This window comes from Kribbella sp. (assembly GCF_035655035.1).
Taxonomy (GTDB): domain Bacteria; phylum Actinomycetota; class Actinomycetes; order Propionibacteriales; family Kribbellaceae; genus Kribbella.
The window spans coordinates 1-19,784 of record NZ_DASRVN010000670.1 but is presented as its reverse complement, the minus strand read 5'-3'; the positions used below and the strand labels follow the sequence as shown (position 1 = coordinate 19,784).

General features: G+C 63.1%; 17 protein-coding genes. 6 read left to right on the top strand and 11 right to left on the bottom strand.

The window, feature by feature from the left end; genetic code table 11:
- Positions 1-92: 92 nt before the first annotated feature.
- From VFF46_RS35080 to VFF46_RS35070, 3 genes are all read right to left on the bottom strand, one after another.
- Complete coding sequence (locus tag VFF46_RS35080; RefSeq protein WP_325041556.1) at positions 93-1,031, bottom strand: carbohydrate ABC transporter permease; 939 nt, start codon at positions 1,029-1,031, stop codon at positions 93-95.
- 8 nt (positions 1,032-1,039) lie between these two features.
- The gene (locus tag VFF46_RS35075; protein WP_325041555.1) at positions 1,040-1,984 is read right to left on the bottom strand and encodes a sugar ABC transporter permease; all 945 of its coding nucleotides are present in this window, start codon (positions 1,982-1,984) and stop codon (positions 1,040-1,042) included.
- A gap of 124 nt (positions 1,985-2,108) precedes the next feature.
- Complete coding sequence (locus VFF46_RS35070; protein WP_325041554.1) at positions 2,109-2,960, bottom strand: phytanoyl-CoA dioxygenase family protein; 852 nt, start codon at positions 2,958-2,960, stop codon at positions 2,109-2,111.
- 491 nt (positions 2,961-3,451) lie between these two features.
- Here VFF46_RS35070 and VFF46_RS35065 point away from each other — a divergent pair, with 491 nt between their 5' ends.
- Entirely contained in the window at positions 3,452-4,237 is a 786-nt protein-coding gene (locus VFF46_RS35065; RefSeq protein ID WP_325041553.1) for an IclR family transcriptional regulator, read from the top strand.
- Between the two features lie 317 nt (positions 4,238-4,554).
- Here the strand turns inward: VFF46_RS35065 and VFF46_RS35060 are convergent, their stop codons facing one another.
- The 4 genes from VFF46_RS35060 to VFF46_RS35045 form a co-directional block, all read right to left on the bottom strand.
- Positions 4,555-4,677, bottom strand: a complete 123-nt coding sequence (locus tag VFF46_RS35060; RefSeq protein WP_325041552.1) for a hypothetical protein — start codon at positions 4,675-4,677, stop codon at positions 4,555-4,557.
- Between the two features lie 370 nt (positions 4,678-5,047).
- Positions 5,048-5,203, bottom strand: coding sequence for an acyl-CoA dehydrogenase family protein (locus VFF46_RS35055; protein WP_325041551.1), 156 nt, complete (start codon positions 5,201-5,203; stop codon positions 5,048-5,050).
- A gap of 669 nt (positions 5,204-5,872) precedes the next feature.
- The gene (locus VFF46_RS35050) at positions 5,873-6,601 is read right to left on the bottom strand and encodes a hypothetical protein (protein WP_325041550.1); all 729 of its coding nucleotides are present in this window, start codon (positions 6,599-6,601) and stop codon (positions 5,873-5,875) included.
- A gap of 672 nt (positions 6,602-7,273) precedes the next feature.
- On the bottom strand, positions 7,274-9,727 hold the full coding sequence (locus tag VFF46_RS35045) for an AAA family ATPase (RefSeq protein WP_325041549.1): 2,454 nt from the start codon (positions 9,725-9,727) through the stop codon (positions 7,274-7,276).
- Between the two features lie 571 nt (positions 9,728-10,298).
- Between VFF46_RS35045 and VFF46_RS35040 the strand changes: the two genes are divergently transcribed.
- Positions 10,299-12,398: a zinc-ribbon domain-containing protein gene (locus VFF46_RS35040; protein WP_325041548.1), complete on the top strand. Its 2,100-nt coding sequence runs from the start codon at positions 10,299-10,301 to the stop codon at positions 12,396-12,398.
- Positions 12,399-12,897: 499 nt separating this feature from the next.
- Positions 12,898-13,521 carry a 3'-5' exonuclease gene (locus VFF46_RS35035; protein WP_325041547.1) on the top strand — a complete coding sequence of 208 codons (624 nt, stop codon included), beginning with the start codon at positions 12,898-12,900 and terminating at the stop codon, positions 13,519-13,521.
- Between the two features lie 13 nt (positions 13,522-13,534).
- Here VFF46_RS35035 and VFF46_RS35030 read toward each other — a convergent pair whose 3' ends face one another.
- Together VFF46_RS35030 and VFF46_RS35025 are read right to left on the bottom strand one after the other, a co-directional pair.
- Positions 13,535-14,425: an aminoglycoside phosphotransferase family protein gene (locus tag VFF46_RS35030; protein WP_325041546.1), complete on the bottom strand. Its 891-nt coding sequence runs from the start codon at positions 14,423-14,425 to the stop codon at positions 13,535-13,537.
- The gene (locus VFF46_RS35025) at positions 14,422-15,807 is read right to left on the bottom strand and encodes a helix-turn-helix transcriptional regulator (protein ID WP_325041545.1); all 1,386 of its coding nucleotides are present in this window, start codon (positions 15,805-15,807) and stop codon (positions 14,422-14,424) included. The genes VFF46_RS35030 and VFF46_RS35025 overlap by 4 nt, the downstream gene beginning before the upstream one ends.
- A 282-nt stretch (positions 15,808-16,089) precedes the next feature.
- Here VFF46_RS35025 and VFF46_RS35020 point away from each other — a divergent pair, with 282 nt between their 5' ends.
- Both VFF46_RS35020 and VFF46_RS35015 read left to right on the top strand, forming a co-directional pair.
- Complete coding sequence (locus VFF46_RS35020) at positions 16,090-16,434, top strand: hypothetical protein (RefSeq protein ID WP_325041544.1); 345 nt, start codon at positions 16,090-16,092, stop codon at positions 16,432-16,434.
- A gap of 25 nt (positions 16,435-16,459) precedes the next feature.
- On the top strand, positions 16,460-16,789 hold the full coding sequence (locus tag VFF46_RS35015; RefSeq protein ID WP_325041543.1) for a hypothetical protein: 330 nt from the start codon (positions 16,460-16,462) through the stop codon (positions 16,787-16,789).
- Positions 16,790-16,926: 137 nt separating this feature from the next.
- Here the strand turns inward: VFF46_RS35015 and VFF46_RS35010 are convergent, their stop codons facing one another.
- Positions 16,927-18,039, bottom strand: coding sequence for a DUF4062 domain-containing protein (locus VFF46_RS35010; RefSeq protein WP_325041542.1), 1,113 nt, complete (start codon positions 18,037-18,039; stop codon positions 16,927-16,929).
- 196 nt (positions 18,040-18,235) lie between these two features.
- Here VFF46_RS35010 and VFF46_RS35005 point away from each other — a divergent pair, with 196 nt between their 5' ends.
- Positions 18,236-19,573 carry a tyrosine-type recombinase/integrase gene (locus tag VFF46_RS35005; protein ID WP_325041541.1) on the top strand — a complete coding sequence of 446 codons (1,338 nt, stop codon included), beginning with the start codon at positions 18,236-18,238 and terminating at the stop codon, positions 19,571-19,573.
- 13 nt (positions 19,574-19,586) lie between these two features.
- On the opposite strand, the gene VFF46_RS35000 is transcribed toward VFF46_RS35005, so the two are convergent.
- A partial coding sequence (locus tag VFF46_RS35000; RefSeq protein WP_349256367.1) for an acyl-CoA dehydrogenase family protein occupies positions 19,587-19,784 on the bottom strand: 198 nt, incomplete at its 5' end.

The following is a 19,784-nucleotide window of genomic DNA, read 5'->3' as shown; positions in this document are numbered from 1 at the left end:
ATGCCATTTCTGGCGATTACGGTGTGTCCGCATGGCATAGGTCACCCAGTCCCTGCCGTCACGACAGGACCTGGGGTGACCAGCGCAGCCGGCTACCTGATTCCCGTAAATCCAATTGAATTGACGATGCGTTTCCCGAACAGGACGAACAGCAGGAGCATGGGGATAGCCGCAACGAGTGCTGCCGCCATCAGGCCGGCGAAATCCGGTTGGGTTTGGGGTGAAGCTTGCTGAAATACGCCGAGGGCCACCGTCAGCGGTCGTACGCTCGGGTCGTTGGCGATCATCAGGGGCCAGAAGTAGTCGCTCCAGGCGTTGATGAAGGTGAGCAGCGAGAGAGTTGTCAGCGGACCGGCCATCATCGGGATCGTCATCCGGAAGAGCATTCTGACCGGGCCGAGTCCGTCGATCTGGGCCGCCTGCTCGATCTCGCCGCTCAGGCCGAGCATGAACTGCCGCAGGAAGAAGATGCCGAACGCGGAGAAGAGCGCGCCGGGCAGGATGAGGCCGGGAAAAGTGTTGATCAGCCGGAGGTCATGGATCAGGACGAAGTTCGGGAGCAGCGTCATGATGCCTGGCACCATGAGGGCGCTGAGGAAGAGCGAGAACACCAGGTTCCGGCCGGGCCAGTGCAGCCGCGCGAATGCGTAGGCGGCAAGCAGCGAACAGAATACGACGAGGCACGTCAGCGCGGTCGCGTAAATGAGGGAGTTCCGCAGGTACAGCGCGAGGTCGATCGAGGCTCCTGACCCGCCCTCGGCAATGGCCTGCTGCGGGGTAGCGAGCCCGAGGACTCGTTCGAACGCGCCGACGGTCAGACCGACAGGCAGGATCGAGGCCGGGTGCGCGACCAGCCCATAGTTGTTCGAGAGCGCGGTGCGCAGGATCCAGTAGAACGGGAAGACCGTGACCAGCAGGAAAACGGTCAGATACGTCCAGGCGAGCGTCCTTCCGGGCGAGAGGCGGGCCTCGCGGGCTCCCGGATTCGGTCGCCGGGCGCCGGGCCGGTGACGGACGGCGGTGCGCGTCATGGGGCTCCCTACTGTAAATCGCTCTGGTTGGCGCGCATCATGCGCATCTGCAGGAAGGTGATTGCCAGCAGCATCGCGAAGAGTGCCATCGACATAGTCACCGCATAGCCGAAGTTGAACTCGCTGAATCCGGTGGTGTAGACGTACAAGGGCAGCACGTTCGAGGCATTCGCGGGACCTCCTTTCGTCGTGACCGCAACAATGTCGAAGACCTGGAATGCTCCGATCACCGTCAGGATGACGACCATCGCCATGATCGGGCGGAGCAACGGAACGGTGAGCTTCGTGAACATCCGGATTTCTCCCGCACCATCGATCCGCGCCGCCTCGTAGATCTCGCCGGGGATCGTCTGCAGCCCCGCGAAGATGAGGATTGCGTTATATCCCATCGATTTCCAGACACTGATTAAGGCGATCGACGGAATCACCCAGGTCGACGAACCCAGGAACAGGACCGAGTGACCCGTCAGGGCCTTGAGCGCGATGTTCACCACACCGAGCTCAGGATCCAGCATCCACTGCCACACCAGCGCCGCCACGACGCCGGAGATCAGAAACGGAAGGATCACCAGTCCCCGGATGACTGTCGACCTGGTCAGCCTGTGCAAAATGACCGCAGTGACCAGCGAGATCAGAATCCCGATGCCCACCGATAGGACAACGAAGTAGACCGTCACACGGAGCGAGCTCCAAAACACCGCATCGGACAGCAACGTGCGGTAGTTCGCGAGCCCCGTCCAGCTGGGCGGCGTGAGGATTCGGAAGTTGGTGAAGCTGAGATAGATGCCGCGGAGCATCGGATAGACGGCGAAAAATACGAATCCCACCGCTGCCGGGAGAAGGAGCACGAGCGCTACTCGCCAGTCGTTACGGTGCTGCGGGCTGCGCCAGGTCTCCCGTGGCGCCTGTCTTCGAGAGGTTGAGGTCAGCCTCGCTCCCTTGGTCACCAACATCAGTACTCCTTTGCGGCTCAGGCGCCGGCCGATCCGCCGGCAGGAACTGCCCAGCATGGTCAGTCAGGCGCACGTCCCCTGCCGCCTGATCCAGAACTCCGTCTTTCAGTTGATCCGTACTGAGCTAGAGCATGGGAGGTCTACGCGGAGTGATCGGCTGCAGGATCTCGCGTTGTGCGGGCGTCAGCCGAGCCAGCAGTTCGTCGGAGTACACGTAGCCGTGCCGAGTGGCGCCCCACGCCGGACCGTAGCGATAGATGGTGACCCGGCGCTCGCCAGGTGCGCGCCGACTGTCGCTGCCATGCATGATGGAGTCGACGAACAGCAGAGCATCTCCCTTGTCCAGGCAGGCCGGGACAGCACCTTCAATATCGGCCATGTGGTCGCTACTGGCACCTGGGTACGGGAAATGTGATTTGTGACTCCCCGGAACGACCATTGTCGGTCCATCCTCGGGACCTATATCGGTAAGTGCCAGGATGATATTGACCTGGCCGCACCGGAAGACGCCGTCCCGATACGCGTAGGCCGTACGGGTCGGACTCTGATAGCCGCCGCTGTGAATGCGCGCATACCCACCGGTCTGACGTTTGGCTGCGAAACATTCGTCGATGAACACGCCGCCCATGAAATCGTCGAGGCCGCCTGCGTAACGTTTAACGTACTCTATCCACGATGGGTGGTCGATAAGCGTCTCGAATGGCTCACCTGCTTCAACACAGTTATGCAGTGTGTACTCGCTGTCATTATCCCCACTGCGTTGCGCGTTTCCAAACCATTGACCATCCTCCACGTCAGGGAATTCATCGAAGGCATGGTTCAGCTCCGCCAGGAGCTTCTGATCCACCGCGTTCTTCAGAATGAGATAGCCACGCAAGTCGAACAAGAAGTCGTCGAGCTCGCTCGGAATGCGCAGCTCGGGCGCCTCCGCGCCTACAGCGGACGTCGCCCCGGCAACTGAGCTACGGTCCTTCATTTGGATTGCCCCTTTTCAAGTAATATGAGTTGTGGCGAGATTCCCCGAAGCCAGAACGCCCAGCACCGCTCCGATAACACCGGCCCACCTCGGCGGGACGGTTTCATCGCGAACCGGCTCACTCACCATGGGTAGGTAATAGGCCGAGCAGAAGAACGGGGTCCAGACAGGTTGGCGACGTTCTCGCCATCCGCCGGCTCACCATCAGGTCATCCCATCGCCTACATGTTCCGATTATCGGAACGATGGTCCACTTTCTGGATGTCGCTAAGTATGGTCCGGATACCAGCAGCGGTCAACGCCCACCTCGGGACATCCGAGATCGGCCGGGCCGGGCAGCTCTACGGGTACGGGATCGTTGCAAGCGCCGACGCGGCCGGCTTCACGCCGCGAGCCGCTGCCCGCTCGCCCGTCGTGAGAAGCGCCAAGCTGGATGTTCCCCCAACCGGAACGATGTCCCACATTCCGGTCCTGCCGAGTACAGTCGGGCCATGGAGACTGGCGAACGACCACTATCGGCCGCGAAGGGGGCCGATCGTGTCCTCGCCCTGCTCCGCTACCTCGCCGAGCATCCGCGCGGGATCACCCTCACTCAACTCGCCCACGACTTCGACTCGCCCAAGACAAGCGTGCACCGCGCATTGACGGCGCTGTGCCGGGCGGGCTTCGCGCGGCAGGACTCCGACAACCGCTACCATCTCGGACTCGAGTACGTCCGTCTCGCCTACCACCACCAGGAGGCACGCGAGGACTACCGGCTCGTGGAACCGGCGCTCCGCACGCTGGCCGAGCACTTCGGCGAGACCACGCACTACGCCGAGCTCGACAAGACCGAGGTCATCTATCTCGCGAAAGTGACGCCACGCGGTGTCGGCATCCAGATGACCTCGACAGTCGGCGGGCGGAACCCCGCGTACTGCACCGGCGTCGGCAAAGCCCTGCTGATGTATGCCCTGCCGACCCTCAGCGCTGTCGAAGAGTTCGTCCACAAGCACGGCCCGCTGCCCGCGCGCACGCCGAAAACCCTGACCAGCGCCACCCAACTGGCCGACTCACTGGCCGAAAGCCGTGCCCGCGGCTACACCGTCGACGACGAGGAGAGCGAGCTCGGCATCGCCTGCCTGGCGTTCCCGATCTTTCTCGACTCAACCCGCGAGCCAACGGGCGCCATCAGCATCAGCGCACTCGCACAACGCAAGCCCGTCCCCGTGCTCCATCAGGTGGCGCAAGATGCACGCGCCATCATCGAGCGCAGTCTCGGCCCAGTCACCAGTTGACACCGGGCGTGCATACAGCACCTGGCCCGGCTCATCGCAGACGCCCAACGCTGCGGGCAAGGGATAGGCCTACTGGCCACTCCCACCACTCATCAGGCCCTCGCAGCATCGCGTTTCAGCCATCTGCAACGAGAACACCGGGACGCTGTCCGGACTGTCACTCGACCATGTTCAGGGGTGTCCGCTTGGGGTGCGCCTACTGCATCCGCCGCACCTACGGATTGTGGGACGCCAACACACCGGCGGCACTCATGACCGACACCGAGGCAGTCGAGCAACTGGTCAGCCACCGCTACTTCAGGCCCCACAAGACACCGCTACAGATCTTCAACAGACCGACCGATCCGTTGCTCGCCGGCGTCCGCGACCACCTGTTCGCCGTACTGGAAGACCTCGACGCCCGCGGCCTCCCCAACCATGTGCTCGTGAGGGGCATCCACCGAAGTACCCGACGATCGCGTTGCCGAAGAACGACACGCAGCGGACGGTGCCGATGTCTGACGGGACGGGCGTGATTGCGGAGCCGAAGACGGACCGGCGGGGCGGCCGGCAGTATGTGTCTAGCCGGGATGCACGCGCTGCGGCACTACTTCGCGGGTATCAGCGTCGCCTCGCGGATGGGGTCAACATCAAGGAGTTGGCTGAGTACCTAGGCCGCAGCAACCCAGGTTTCACGCCCAGGTTGTACACCCACATGCTGCCGTCATCGCATGAGCGGGCGCCGTTCGCTCCCCACCACCTCTTGGGGGGGCCCGACGGCGGCCTGTGTACCTAGAAGGCCCTGGAATCGGGCTTTGACCTGCGGAAACATCAGCGGATGCGCATTCCGGAGATCGCGCGAGCGATGACGAGGCGCTGGATTTCGGAGGTGCCTTCGAAGATGGTGTAGATCTCTTCCTGCGTGGCGGACGCCTCGGCGCCAGTCGGCGAATAAGGTCTCTGACCTGCGGCTTCTTCTGTCGTCAATGTTCAGCGGTGACCACGGTTTGTCAACGTCCCACGGAGCTGTGACGGAGCAAGAAGGGGCTCATAGCAACATTTCGGCTCTGTGCAGCCAAGCGCAGGGAGTCACGCCAGCACTCCGTGAGTCGTCGCTCATGTCATCCCTCGCCGTCTGGAGCCACCAGTCAGGCGCGAGTCGTAGGTGATTCATTCGCCCGATCGGCTAGCCCCGGTGAGACGCCTCTGTGAGATACAGTGCGTAAAACTTACAGCCGCTGAACTTGAGCCGGCTGATGCTCTGGATGAGTGCCACACCGGACGCGAACCTTTCTGTTCGGCGAGCGACCGCGGACCGCTCAAGATCAGAAGGCGGCGAACGCTCCGCCAAGTTAGTCCGCCATAGTGGGAGTTCACGGACGACGTTCGATACATTCGGTGGCGACTCCGGTGGCGGATCGTTCAACCACTCGGAAAGATCGCTGATCTTCCAGGCCAGATCCACCGCCGTGCGTCCAGCCGACGTCGCACGTTCAGCCTGTCGCTCAAGCAGTTGCTGACGACTGATGAGAGCAAGTAGCAGCCCCCGGCAGCATGCCGGACTAGCTCCGGAGCGGTCCTGAGCCAGTTGACATACTCGCGGGCCCCCGATGCCGTCTGGGTCGCTACTCGCATGTCGATGACCATCGCTGTATCTCAGATTTCCCATGCTCCTTCCACAGGATCTGGGGCTGCACGATCCAGAGTGAATGCGTCGGCGGGCTCCGGAAGGAGCGCCGTCGCAATCAGGACATGAGTTCCCCGCTCAAGCTCGGTGTCGACCTCGATGATTCCGAGTGCGCCAAGGTGCGACTGGGGTGACGAAAGGTCCAGGCCGAGCTCTTCTCGAGCCTCCCGCACTATCGCGGCCATCACATCAGGGAAGCCATGAGAGTCGACATCAGCGCTGACGCCCTCTCGACTAACCAACTCACAGTTCCCACTCACGGTCGCGGCGTAGGCGCGCGGATACACCACATAATCGGACCTACGCACCAGCAAGATCCTTTCCTCGCGGTCCATGGCCAGCAAACTGAGCGACAGTAGCCGCGCAAGGCCACGCGTACGGCTAACCAGCGCGGCCGACGGCATCTGAGTCGCCCGATAGGCAAAGTACGTCGTCTCGCTGATACACAAGTTCAGTTTCTGTCGCCCGGTGACGCGGTCCATCTCGACGCGATACCCAGGCCCATGCCAGCGAGTGAGCACACCATCGAAGTTCTGCGGATCAACACGCGCGACCCCGGCAGGATCCGCCACCAGTACAGTTTCCCGGGCCAGACCATCCTGTGGTGTGGAGCTCGGTTGCCCTTCAAGCGCCACGCGATACGGCTGGAACGCCGCGCCGACTAGGGCGAAGGCGATCGGCGACCGGGCGGTGTTCATGACGGCCAGGTCACCAGTTGCACCGAACGTTGGACGAGATCGCCACTAGCGCCAACAACGGCCGGCAACGTCACTGACAGCCCATGATGAACCGGTCCATCATCCGGTGCACGAAGGGGATGAAAGGTCGCCCAGGTCCGAAGCTGCGCCGCTGTAGCCCGCGCACAGTCGTACTCTTCGGCAATCAGCGGGCCAGCCGTCGAGCGAAGCAACCATCTCCTGCGTACAGCAACCGCGTACCTGTCGTACGCATCGGCGAGAACGACTAAGCGCCTCTCGTAGTCACGATCATCCTCGACCTCCGCAAACATGAAAGGGGACCCGAACCCTTGGCCGCGCCGGCAACCGCTCATCGGCATGCGCGCCGACCAACGACGACATCCACGCGATCTCCTCCTGGATCAGCGGCCCTCCTCGAACTATGCGCCGCCAGACAAGCTCTCGGGTCGATAGGCCAAAAAGCCATCGATTAACGTTCCATCCCGCCTGTCGAACGGCGGTTAGCAGATAACGCCGTCGCCTGCTGAACAAGGCCCTGGCCTGAAAGCGAGACCAACTGAAGAGAGCGCCGAGCATAAGCGCAACGAGGCCGAGCACAGCGCCGATGATGTTGGACCACCCGACCACGGCGTCGAAATCGATGTTCACCACCGACCTGAGCGCAGCGACCACTTAGAAGAGCAACTCCTTCCCCGAGTCGCCTCCGTCAGCTTCACCGCCGCCGAAATTAGACGGTGCAGAATCCGCGGAACTCGGTCTCACAGCTTCTACCGGCCGAGCAGCCGGAGATTCGTCGTATCGCTGGCGCTTCCAAGTTCCGACCAGACCCCCAAGGTTGACATCAACAGCCCTGCACATACCGTTGAAATGGTTCTCGTCGCATGACCAAATGAAACGCAAGACCTGGGCGAGCTCGTCCGGGATGTTCGCTGTGAAGGAGACTGAGGGGTTCGGCTCCTCCCTGTGCGACGATCCATGAGCGAAGCGAACGACGCGCTGCGTGAACTCCTCGGGAACCTTGGCCTGATTCGCAGCACTCTCGATCTTGCCCTGGAAGTCACCGCCCGTCGGCGACTTGAACGCTACGAAGCCTTCCAGCAAACGGCGGGCCGCATTGCCAAGAAGGATCAGGTCAGAGGTGTTTCTCTCGGCCGCAGCCTCGGCAATACGATAGAAGATGTAGTGGTACTCAGTCGGCTGGTTCAGCAGGTTGTTGGGCATCGCGAGTAGATTCACACGGCGCTCCCCCGAGGCACCGTCACAGGCTCGCATCTCCAGAAACTGCACTCGGGGAAACCTGATCTCGTCGCGGTCACGCCTACCGATCGCGCCGCGGGAAGAAGCGAGTACCTTCTTGTACCGCATCAGAAACAGCCGGAACAACTCGTGGTCGTGGGTCAGTACCACGATCTGACCGAACTTCTTCGTCCGTTCATCCACCAGGGCGTATGCGGCAAAGAGCGCATCTTTGTCGAGACCCGTCACCGGGTCATCGATCACGACGAGGCCGTTCTGCGGAGAAACCCCCTCCGCCTCCAGACTTCGCAGGAAGTACAGAAGTGCCAGCGCGTGCCGTTCTCCTTCGCTTAAGTGGAGAGCCGGGCCGTTGCTCCGCAGTACTTCGTAGCTCGTCCCATCCTCAGTCACCCGGAGAGAAATGTGCACGTGCCCGAAGGTATCCGCGAGGTCGCTGTTGATCAGCTCTGCCATCTGGCCGACATCGTGTTGCTGGCTACGTAGCTTCTCCGTCTCGACCGCCAGCCGCTTGATGCGGCTCTCAAGGCGCTCCCGCGCGCGATCAGCGGCCGGCACCCTATGCCGTGCGGCGGCATACTCAACGCGGAACGGCTCGATAAGATGCGCAACGAGGCCGGCTTCTGCCTGCTCTCGGAGCCCGGCCTGACGTCCGACATCAGTGTTGTGACCATCCACGAATCCAGCCAGTTTGGAAAGATCCATAGAAGAAGGTGCTGTCGGCAACGGTTGGAGAAGCGGGCGATAGGGATCGTTCAACCTCTCGCCGACCAGACCAGCCAATGCCTCGAGGTAGGCCTTCCACTCGTCGAGAAGCACCTTGAGTGCGTCGAGCGCCCCCTCGTAGCCAGACCGATGGCCGGGAAGGAGATCGTTCGGCGAGGGAAGGCTCTCATGCCACACCACCATGGCCTGGTTCAACCGCACGAGATCCTCCGCGGTCCGCTCCAGATCCGCCTGAAGCTCTCTCAAGGACTGATCGAAGTGTGCGGCGTAGATTTCGCGGGTCTCAGCCGACAAGACGCCGTCCATACAGAACTTGCACCGCTCACCTCCGGCCGGGTGCAAGGCGAGACCAGCTCGCACCCAGTCGGCCAACATACGGTCTGCTTCGAGCGCCTCGCTGATCTGGCTCGTCAGCTCCCGTCCGGCAAGCTCGGCAACCTGGGCTACCAAGGTAAGCCCAGCGCCGGTCGGATCTTGCGGCACCGCCAGGGGCTGAAACTCCTCAGCCGAAAGGAAATCGACAGCCGCGTCCACCTCTTCCTCGGTGAGCACCGCTGCAGCTTCCTCTATCAACGCCTTGTGAGCTTTTGCGACGGTGAAGATCTGCTTCGTGTACTTGAGCGGCAACACCGGTCCGAGGACGTCGAGCACACGACGTTTCGCATCCGCCTTGAGCTTATCGACTCGGGCGGCCGACTCCTTACCCGCAGCAATTACCGCTTCAACCCGTGCCTCGTGGCGAATGGTTTCCTGCTCGAGTTCGCGACCGGACGTCTCAGCGGAGACATTAACTGCGCCAAGTTTGAGTATTCCCGCTGATGGGCCGCTACCGTCGAGAAAGAACTTCAGGTGTTCCTCGATGTAGAACCTGTTGAAGATATGGATCCGGCTGCCGAGGGCAGCCGACAAGGCTCCTTTGTGCCAGCCATTGTTCTCGAAGTACTCCGCTGTGACCGCAACATCGCCGCGGGCACCCTGGCGAAGCAGCTCCGCGAAGGTGGTCTTGCCGGTCCCGTTGCGGCCGTAGACGAAGGTCCTGGCGCCCAGACAACAGCCGGCTGCAGTTGTGAACAGGTCGGCAGCGATGCCACGAAAGGTTGGGACCGGCGCGACAACGCGCACCTTGACCGTTGCGTTGGATGTCATGTTCTCCCTCATCACACGGCTCGGCCGTGCGTCCTTCAGGGCTCAGTGAAATGGCCGCGCACCGCGGCAACCTGTCTGTGCTGGTCGCGAGCACGTCGAAGTCACCGACGTGATGATCGGCTTCGACGCCAAGCTCGTCCCTGCCCGAGGAAGCCACTGCCCCGAGTCCCGTCCCCCCAAAGAGATTCCGCCGACCGCAGCGGTCTCTCTACTGTCGGTAGCCAACTATGCTCCGTCTTGGACTACTTGCCAAGCCCCTCGCGCAATTATCGTCACGGTGAGTATCGATCAAGCCTAAGGCGAGTAGTAGCGCGGTGATGAGTCCGAGCATTGGCGCACCAGTCACGTCACACGCGATCGGTTCGTCGAGACAACAACGAGGCCGAGGGCAGGCAGATGGAAGCAGGACCATCCACCGGCCACGACGGCGCCAATGGGCCAGAGGTTGCCACAACGACGACATCAGGAACTTCCTCGGTCGACCTCTGGCGCCCGCACCGCGGCCTGCGATGGGCTTTTCCACATGCCGTCGGGTCCGCGGCACACACAAGAATCCGTCTAGAATCAACCCGTGTCCGTCCGCGGAGTTTCGCAGCCAGGTGACGACGAAGCCGTCAAGCTGGTCGACACTTCACCTGCCGAATGGCCAGCCGAGCCGGAGCCCGTGGATGCTGGCGAGGGTAGCCGCGCGGATCGTCTGCGGATGCTACAGAGCATGCGCGGCTTCTGGAACGCGTGCAACCGCTCGCGCAGCGAGCGGATCGTGGCGGAGGTACAGCTCGCCCGGACTCGCCAAGCCGAAGCAACAGTCTTCTGGGACCTGCACAAAGACGCGGTCAAGGCACAATGGATCAACCGCACGGGAGCGCGCGGACAGACAAGAGTGGCCGACATTCCGGAGGTCGCGGCGCAATGGCATCCGAGTAATCCCCTCGGCCCAGATGCCGTTCTAGCAACGGCTCAACAGCCCGGAACTGTCAGCCCTTACCTGTGGCAGTGTCCTCGCGGACTGAACCACTCTCCGTGGGCGGCCTGGCCCAAGGACAGGATCCAGCACGGCGCCGGTTGCCCTGCCTGCCGCCACCTGACCAAGCTCAGCGACATACCTACGCTCGCCGGTCAGTACCGCGGGTCTACTCCTGCGCACGAGATCACGCACGCATCCCATGCAAAAGTCGACTGGATATGCCGGACCTGGGCACTCGACCCGTCGACGGGGCGCTGGCGCAGAGTCGAGCACCGCTTCAAAGCCGTACTCAAACAACGGGCGCTGCAGAGAGACGGCTGCCTGATCTGCGCCGGGTATACAGTCGACGATTCGAACTCGCTCCTCGCCTGGTTCCCCGAGCTTGCCGACCAGCTTGACAACCCAAAGTCACAGCCGCAAAAGCTCCCTACCAGCCAGCACAACATCTCCAGGAAAGACCTAACCGAGGAGGACCGCAGCGGGGTTTACGCGACCTGCCGTTGGCGATGCCGGCATGGCCATCGGTGGAAGGCGACGATATTGAATCGGGTGCGGGGTGGGGACTGCCCGCAATGTTCCCTATCCGGCATCTCGAAGGAGCAGGTCAAACTCGTCGCCGAACTCGCTGGCCTACTGAACCTCGTCCCGCCGGCGAAACCCGATCCGCGGCTGCCGAAGGGTGTCCCAGACTTTGCGTCCCACCAGGTCACAGTCCCACAGCAAATGAAGCCGCAACACTGGCGCTACAAACATGTGGAGATCGATGCCATCTTTGAGCTTCAGGGCTATGCCGTCAGGATTGGCGTCGAGTACGACGGGGCCTACCACCACTCCGCGAAACGCCGAGACCGCCACCGGTACGAGATCGAGAAAAGCCAGGTCCTTGCCAAGGCTGGGATCCTAGACCTTCTTATCCACGTCAGGCTAGGTGACCTGCCACCGCTGGAGGCGCCCAACGCATTGATGGTCCCACTGCCCGAACGGGCCACCCCACATGAGCAGGCACGTGCGGTAGCGGCCGCTGTCGACTCCCGCTTCCCCGGGGCGGTTCCAAAGCTCGGCGACTACTTGGCCGACGGCCTAGCTCGTCAGCAAGCAAAAGCGGACGCGTACATCGCCGCAACCTGGGGAGAGGCTCGCCCTCCAAGGCAGAGGCCGAAGAAGCCTGCATCGCGCACCCGCAAACTGTCGGCGACCGAGCCTCACCCACAAAGCCTGCTGATCCCCGACTGCGAGCCTTACCGCGACCCCGAGCATCCCACGCGCATCATCCGTGACTACCGATGCAAGTGCGGGAATCAGAAGCTGTTCACAGCGGTCCAATCCCAGGTGACGTCCGGCAACACCCGCAGTTGCGGATGCCTGCTCAACCAGACCCGGAGACAAAAGCGGGCCCCGATCACTCGGGCGGAGACGCAGGCGACACGCGAATGGGCTCTTGGCCAAGGTTTCGACCTTGGCAGCAACGGGCGAGTGCCCGACCAGATGACAGCCACGTATCGGCTGCACCAGGTAGGACGGCTGGACCTGACTGGGCCGGATGGGCTCCTCGATCCGGCAGAGGTCCAGAAGTGGGCCAAGCGGCATGGTCACCCTCTGGGTGCGCGCGGCCGCGTGCCGGGGCATGTCTGGCTCAAGTACGCCAGTGCGTGCCTCGCGCAACCAGTAGCGATGGACTCGCAAGCTGCACACTCAAGCACTTAATCTGTCGTCTCGCCTCGGCAGGCCTGGCGAAGTCGATCGTCCGACAGTCCGCGTCCCGTTGATCACGCGGCTAGTGGCCGGGCGGTCCGACTGGCGCTGGATGCAGCCCGGTGCTGGATCCCTGCCGAATCTGTTGCTGCCAGGCCACTTGTGCGACAGCGAGCGTCAAATCTGGAGCGGCGAGACCGCTCGGTTGGCGTCGGGCGATCTGCCAGCTCCGCCTCCGCTCAACGAGGCAAACCGGCCCACCTTCCACGCTCGACGACTCCGAGGGTCACGTCCTTGACCTGCCTGTTCTAGGACCTGCAGCTGACCGACGCTGGATGGATCACCGTACAACGACGAGTCGCCCTACCCTCCGATCCGCTCGGACACCAGCATCGCAGCCAACACGAACGTGAATCTCCACGCGATCTCGACGACTCCACCGCTGCCACACATCTACGGCGCAGGACGGCGCACACGCGACCGCCCCGGCGGCACGATCACCGGAGGAACCATGGAGGAACCTAAGGCGACGTGGACAGCAGCCGACTACGCAGTTGTCGACGTCGAAGGCAACGGGCAGCGGCCACCGGATCTAGTCGAGATCTCGATTGTCGCGATTGAGGGCGGCGTGATCGGCCAGCCGCGGAGCTGGTTGGTTCGACCGCCGCGGCCGATCACTCCGATGGCGCGACGGTTCCACAGGATTACGGACGACCAGGTCGCAGACGCACCGGTCGTTGCCGACATCGAAGCAGAACTGCACGAGGCACTCGGCGACAGGGTGTTCGTTGCCCACAACGCCAGCGTCGACCTCGGGGTGCTGGGCCGTGAACTGCAGGGCTTCCACCCCGCCCGTGTCGTGGACACCCTCAAGCTCGCGCGGCGACTGCTTCCGGACCACAACTCGTACAGCCTCGGGGCGCTCGTCGACGCGCTCGGACTAGCCAGAGGCCTTCAAGCCGATCTAGCCCCTCACCGCGCGACCTACGACGCCCTGGTCTGCGCCCGGCTCCTGCTGCATTTGGCGGCCTTGCCCAACCGCGAGCCGCTCACGCTCGCTGAACTGCTGGATGCCGCGGCACGCAAGGCTGCAACAGGCCATGTGCCGGATGAGGCCGCGGCGACCCTCTTCTGACCCGCCACACCCGCTACTTGTAGCGGCGCCACAGTTCGTTGGCGCCTGATCTGAGCGTGGCTAGCCGATGCGCATGGACCTTTGCGATCTCCGGGCGGTTGCGGAGGTCGGTGATGACGCTGGTGACTAGGACCAGTTCTCTGATGCGGCGCAGGGTCGGCCAGGAGGAGAGCGTTGTAACGTCCAGACCGTAGGTAGCGGCCAGGGCTTCGTGGTCTTGATTCGCGCCGAAGCGGAGCGCGCTGACGGCGGCCACTACGAGGTCGTACGCGAGCGGGCCGATGCTCGTGCCGTCGAAGTCGCAAAGGACGAAGCGGCCGGCGGGTTCGCGCAGGAGGTTCCCGATGTAGGCGTCGCCGTGGAGTAAGCCCATCTGGAGGTCCGGCATAAGGGCGCGGTAGTCGGCTTCAATGTTGGCCCACTGCTCGGTGAGCCAGGCGTGGTCGTCGGCGGTCAGGCCATCCGCCATGGCCAGGCGGCTGCGGGCGCTGCTGAAGGGGTCCCAGGGTTTCAGGCTGGGCATCGGTTCGAGTTTGTGCCAGCCCAGCAGTGGGGCTGCCAGCGAGGCGCCGTTCCATGCGGGGTTGCTGCCTTCGAGGAGCTGCCAGATCGTGGCCGAGTAGTTCTCGAACAGGACTGGTTGGGCCAGCCCGGACGCAAGCCGAACGGCGGGTGCGTCATGGTCTTCCAGCCAGGTGGCGATCCGGGCGACATGGTCCGCACGCTGGCTGGCTAGATCACCGGCTCCGAATCTCACGACGACGCCTTGGCTCGGGAGTCGGTAGACGGCGTTATTCGTGTACTTGATGAGTTCGGCTTCGTCTGAGAGCAGGCCGGCTTCTTGGCAGATGCCCTTGAGCGCATGCTTGAGCCGCTGGTCGAGCTCTGGCGACAGACTGGTCATGCGGTCAGTGCCTTCGGCGCGGATGTACGGACGGATTCGATCTGGTGTACCAACTCCACAGCATCCGAGTCGTCGGTGTGCTGTGAGGCTGCGGCACCGATCTCGGCGAGGCGGCTCATCCCACGGCCGCTGCGGAGGTGCTGCGTGTCGCTGATCACTTCACGAGCGGCGTCGATACCGGCGTCCAGCTCGTTCGTGCGAAGCAGGTTCGTCGACAGGATGATCCGATCAAAGGTCCGACTTCGTCGCGATCTGTCGGGTCCGGATTCGCTCATTGCCTGCTGTGCGAATGCGACAGCACGTACGGCGTACTCGCGGGCTTGTGCACCGTCCTTCGCGTACATCGACAGCGAGTTGTACACAAGCGCCTGGTGGCCGGTGTAGTCCCCCGGCGTGAAGTACAACGTGGTCCAAGGAGAGACCCGACTCTTATCGGCACGACCCATCTCGTGTTCCGCACGAGCGAGCGCGTCGACGACGTGATCGTGCTTGCCGAGCATTGCGTAGGCCAGCGCTTCGTTCGCATGCAGCCTGGCAACTTCCGCCGGATCGCCTGCGTCCTGCGCGGCGAGTTGGCCGAGCTGCAGCATCTTCAGCGCCTCCACAGGCTGGGCTTCTTGCATGCTCACCCGACCCAACCGGTACAAGATCGACGCGGCCAGCGAGGGCTCTTCCGCGTCCTTGGCCAGCACGAGTGCGTTCATGAGGAAGCGTCGAGCCGCAGCTTGATCGCCGATGTCGTGAAACGACCAACCCAGCATGCTGCTGAAGTCCGCGAGGGACACTTTGAGGTCCCGATGTGTGCGTTGATCGGCCGTGGAGTGGATCATCCGCCGTGCGTAGCCGTAGAAACCGCGGGCAGCGTCGACCGCCGCTCCCCCGCCGTAACGCTGATCGAGTTTCCGGAACTCGGCGGTCATCGACACGACCTGTTCCACATCGGTCTCCGAGATCGCCGACGGTACAGAAGCCACACTGCTTGGTACCTCAGGCAGCCACTTTCGAGCCAGATCATTCACCGATCCGAAGGCCACGCTCGCCACGGCGCCGGCGAAGTTCCGTCGATCGTCGGTGGTCAGTTCGCGCGATTCCTCGCGCTCGCCTCGGGCAGATGAGTCGTACGCGAGCCCCATCCGGCCACGCGGAATCTCGAACGCGTCGGCGATGCGTTCAAGGACGTCGTACGCCTTGACCTGGCGACCGTTGAGGATCTCCGAGACCTCGCCTTGAGACTGATACGTGCGGGCGCCGATCTGCGTCTGACTCCAGCCATGGCGCTGCAGCCAGCGGAAGATGCCTGCGACATCGCGTGACTCCAGGACAGGACGCAGCTCCGGCCGATCCCACCAGGAGGAGTCCAGGAGCGGCTGCGGTGCCGTCATCGTCACTCCTTGTCCCTAGGCGGCTCTGTGAAGTTAGCCCGAGCGCATCCGGCGCGTCTATCGGCATCGCCGATAGGTCGACTCGATGAGCACAGCCTGTAGTGGTGGATACCGTCGCAGCGCCATGGTGTGAATACACAGCGTGACAACCTACGAAGGACGCTCACCATGACGACGCCACTGCTCATCGCGATCTGCCTGACCGCGGTCCTGACGATCGCAATGATCACGGACCTGGTGCGAGACCTGTCCGGCCGCAACGAATAACACGGCGGTTGACCAATGACCAGCACGCTCCCAGACACGGATCCCTACGAGCGGGCCGGCGCCATGCGCGCGTACGGCTACATCCGCAAGCACTTCCTGATGAACGAAACCGAGCTGGCGAACGCTCGGAAACTCATCGTCGAAGCCGCTCAGACTCATGCTGTGGAGCTCGTGGCGATTCACGTCGAGGAGATCGAGACATCGCCCGAGGCCTTCCACGACCTGCTCGCCGTAGTGATGCAGGAAGCACAGCGAATGATCATCACGCCCGACGTCCAGCACCTTGAGGTGGCCGGCGACCCATCGTCGGTACGACAACGACTCGAGTCCAATGGCATCACGATCGTCGTGGCCGACTAGGGACCGCGGCCGTACGGTGCAAGCGGTGCGCATGCCGGCGATCCCAGCTCTCGGCTTCATCTCGATGTCCTTCGTGCGCAACACCGGGGCACTCCTCGCGACTCGTCGACAGCTGAAGGCGTTCGCAACCGAGCAAGGACTTCTGCTCACGAAGGTGTACGTCGAGGAGCCCGGACCGCCAGGCGCGGCGTTCGACCTACTCGAAGCACTCCTGGAGTCCGAAGGCCAGCCGCTCGTCGTGCCGACACTGCACCATCTCGCCGTACTCGGACCTCCCGCAAGGATCAGAGACCACCTCCGCCACTGCACCCACGAGGTCCTGATCGCCACCAAGCCGGCGGAGCGGACGTGCTGAGGGGACATCCCTCGTTCTCCTCAAGTCCCCTGCACCCCGCGTCCGTTCCGCCGCTCCACCTGAGTACGAAGAGTCGCGTTGAGACGTCTGCACGACCAAGTCAATCTCTGTGCCTCGCTAGCCTGAATGGCTCTCGGCTAACGAACGGCCCCTGCCACATCCATGATTCGTCGACTGACCGAACGAGCAACTTCGGCGGCACCGGAACCCAGAGCTGCTGCGCTCACGAGTTCATCTGGCAATGCTCGCAGCGGGTCACTCGACATCAGCATCGTTGCCCGTTGACGAGGCATCCCGTCTGAGCGTCCGACAGAGAGCAGGTTCGACGGTTCAACTCCTGCGGCGATCGCGATCTGACTTGACTCGACGACACCTAGATTGCCGATCAACCGCAGCAGTCCGGCAACCTGATCAGGCAATCGGGCGGGATCGAGGATCGAACCAAGACTGTCGTGAGGAAGGCTCGCCCATGCCGAAACTTGGCCATCGGCGCCTACGCGGACTCCGAGCGTTTTGGGCTCCTGCGCTTCGTGCCACCGACCGCTCGGTCCAGCGAAGTGGACATACACCGCACTTCCATCACGTCTGACGTCAAAGGCTTCACTGGCCGGAACCAGCCTAGACTCACGCACAAGATCCGGCAGAGACTCCGCAAGCTCGATCATCTGCCGGGTCGATCGGCCGGACTGCCCTATTGGCACGACGTGCAACTCGAGGGCAGTCGGCGAGGAACCACCCCTGCTGAGCCGCTCGTCGTAGTCGGACCGCCAGGTCACCGTTACCGGGCCAGAGAGCGGCGCGAACTCCAGCGGACTCGGTGCACGATCAAGTTCCCTGATTTTGGCGGCGACCTTCGTCAGCAGATCGTGAGTGGTGGCGAAGGAATCGTAGAACACGCCGTCTCGATAGTCTCCGATGCTGCGCACGAATGAGTCCTGATCTGGTTCGAGCTCGATCCCATCTTTCCGGTACACCAACCGTGGAAGACCAGCCGTCGTCGCCGCGATCCACTCATCGTGAGTCGGCGATTGCCCTGTGTCCTCGAACCTGTGGCCGTAATACGGACCGAGAAGGAGCAAATACGCGTCAGCTGCCTGTACGCCCTCGACACAGGCCTCGCGACTAGGCACAGTCTGCGCGCTGAAGTCTTCGAATCGAAGTGGTGTGTGCCCAATAGCCGAGATCAAGCCAGGCAGAGCATCTCGCTCGTCCTCGAGTCCGCGCCGAACGCTGCTGATGAACACCTTCATCCCTGAATGATCTCCCAGCGGACCACGTGAAGGGCGCTCCGACACCACCGAACCTTCGAGGACAGACTTGGCCAGACCCTCGCTACCGTCCGGACCGTTCGGGCCGGACATCGCCCATTCGCGTCGCACAATCGACGATCTCATCGCAGTCCAACCGTTGAGCTGCCGCACATCAATACGACGGAGGTGCGGCGCGATGGCTTACGTGAAGGACCAGTGGACTCGGGCAGTGAAGCAGGCCGACGGGACGATCAAGCGGGTTCGTACGGCTAAGTGGGGGCGGGGGAAGCGGTGGTTGGCGGGGTGGGTGGATCCGGAGGGGCGGGAGCGGTCTAAGGCGTTTGGGACGAAGACTGCGGCGGAGCGGCATGGGGCTGCGATGGAGACGGATCGGGAGCGTGGGGAGTACATCGATCCGGAGGCTGGGAAGGTTCGGTTTGAGGAGGTTGCCGCGCGGTGGCTTGCTTCGAGGGTGGTGGATCCGGCTACCGCTTTGAAGTACGAGTCATCCCTGCGGCTGCACGTCGTACCGGTGTTTGGGCGGCGGCAGTTGCGGACGATCAAGCCTTCTGAGATCGCGGCTTGGGTGGCGGGACTCGATGCCCGGTTCGGGGCGTCTACGGCGCGTACGGCGTACCTCGTGTTGCACGGGACGTTGGAGGTTGCCGTTGATGATGAGGCGCTCAAGCGGAATCCGGCGAAGGCGCGGGTGGTCAAGGTGCCGCCTGAGAAGGGTGGCAAGACCACTGCCTGGAGCGATGAGGTTGTGCTGCGGCTCGTGGAGGGGCATCCGCCGCAGTACAGGCCGATCGCCTCGATCGGGGCTGCGTGCGGGCTGCGGCAAGGTGAATTGTTCGGGCTCGCTGAGGAGGACGTCGACTTCGAGGAGATGGTGATCCGGGTACGGAGACAGGTGAAGAAGCTCGGCAGGGAGTTCGTGTTCGCGCTGCCCAAGAACGATACCGAGCGGACTGTGCCGATGTCAGAAGGCGTAGCCCTGATGCTCACGGAGCACATCGAGACCACGAGGCCGCGGGCCTACACGTTGCCGTGGGAGAAGGTCGACGGGAGGCCGCACACGGCCAATCTGCTGTTCCGGTGGACTGACGGCAAGCACATCCGAGCGCGGACGTACGACGAGCTCGTGTGGAAGCCCGCGCTCTTCCACGCGGGTGTCATCCCAGAGCCGACGAAGGACGCTCGCGGCAGGCGGCAGTACTTCTCCAGCCGCGAGAATGGGATGCATGCGCTACGGCATTACTACGCGAGCATCACGCTGGCGGACGGCGTCAACATCAAGGAGTTGGCGGAGTACCTGGGGCACGGCGATCCCGGGTTCGCGCTGCGGCTGTACACCCACATGCTGCCTTCATCGCACGAGCGGGCGCGGAAAGCGGTCGACTCGCGGCTGGCCCAGTTGTTCGCGATGGAGTCTCACGGAGCTGTGACGGAGCTGGCCGCCGGCCGGTCCCCCACGACCCGCTGGGAACCCGACGGCGGCCAGTCTCTCGATGACCCTGGAATCACTCTCTGACCTGCGGAAACAGCTACCTGATGCGCATGCCGGAGATGGCTCGGGCTATTACCAGGCGCTGGATTTCGCTGGTGCCTTCGAAGATGGTGTAGATCTTGGCGTCTCGGTGCATGCGTTCTACTGGGTATTCGCGGGTGTAGCCGTTGCCGCCGAGGATTTGGATGGCTTCTTCGGTGACCTTGACGGCTACTTCGCCGGCTTTGAGTTTGGC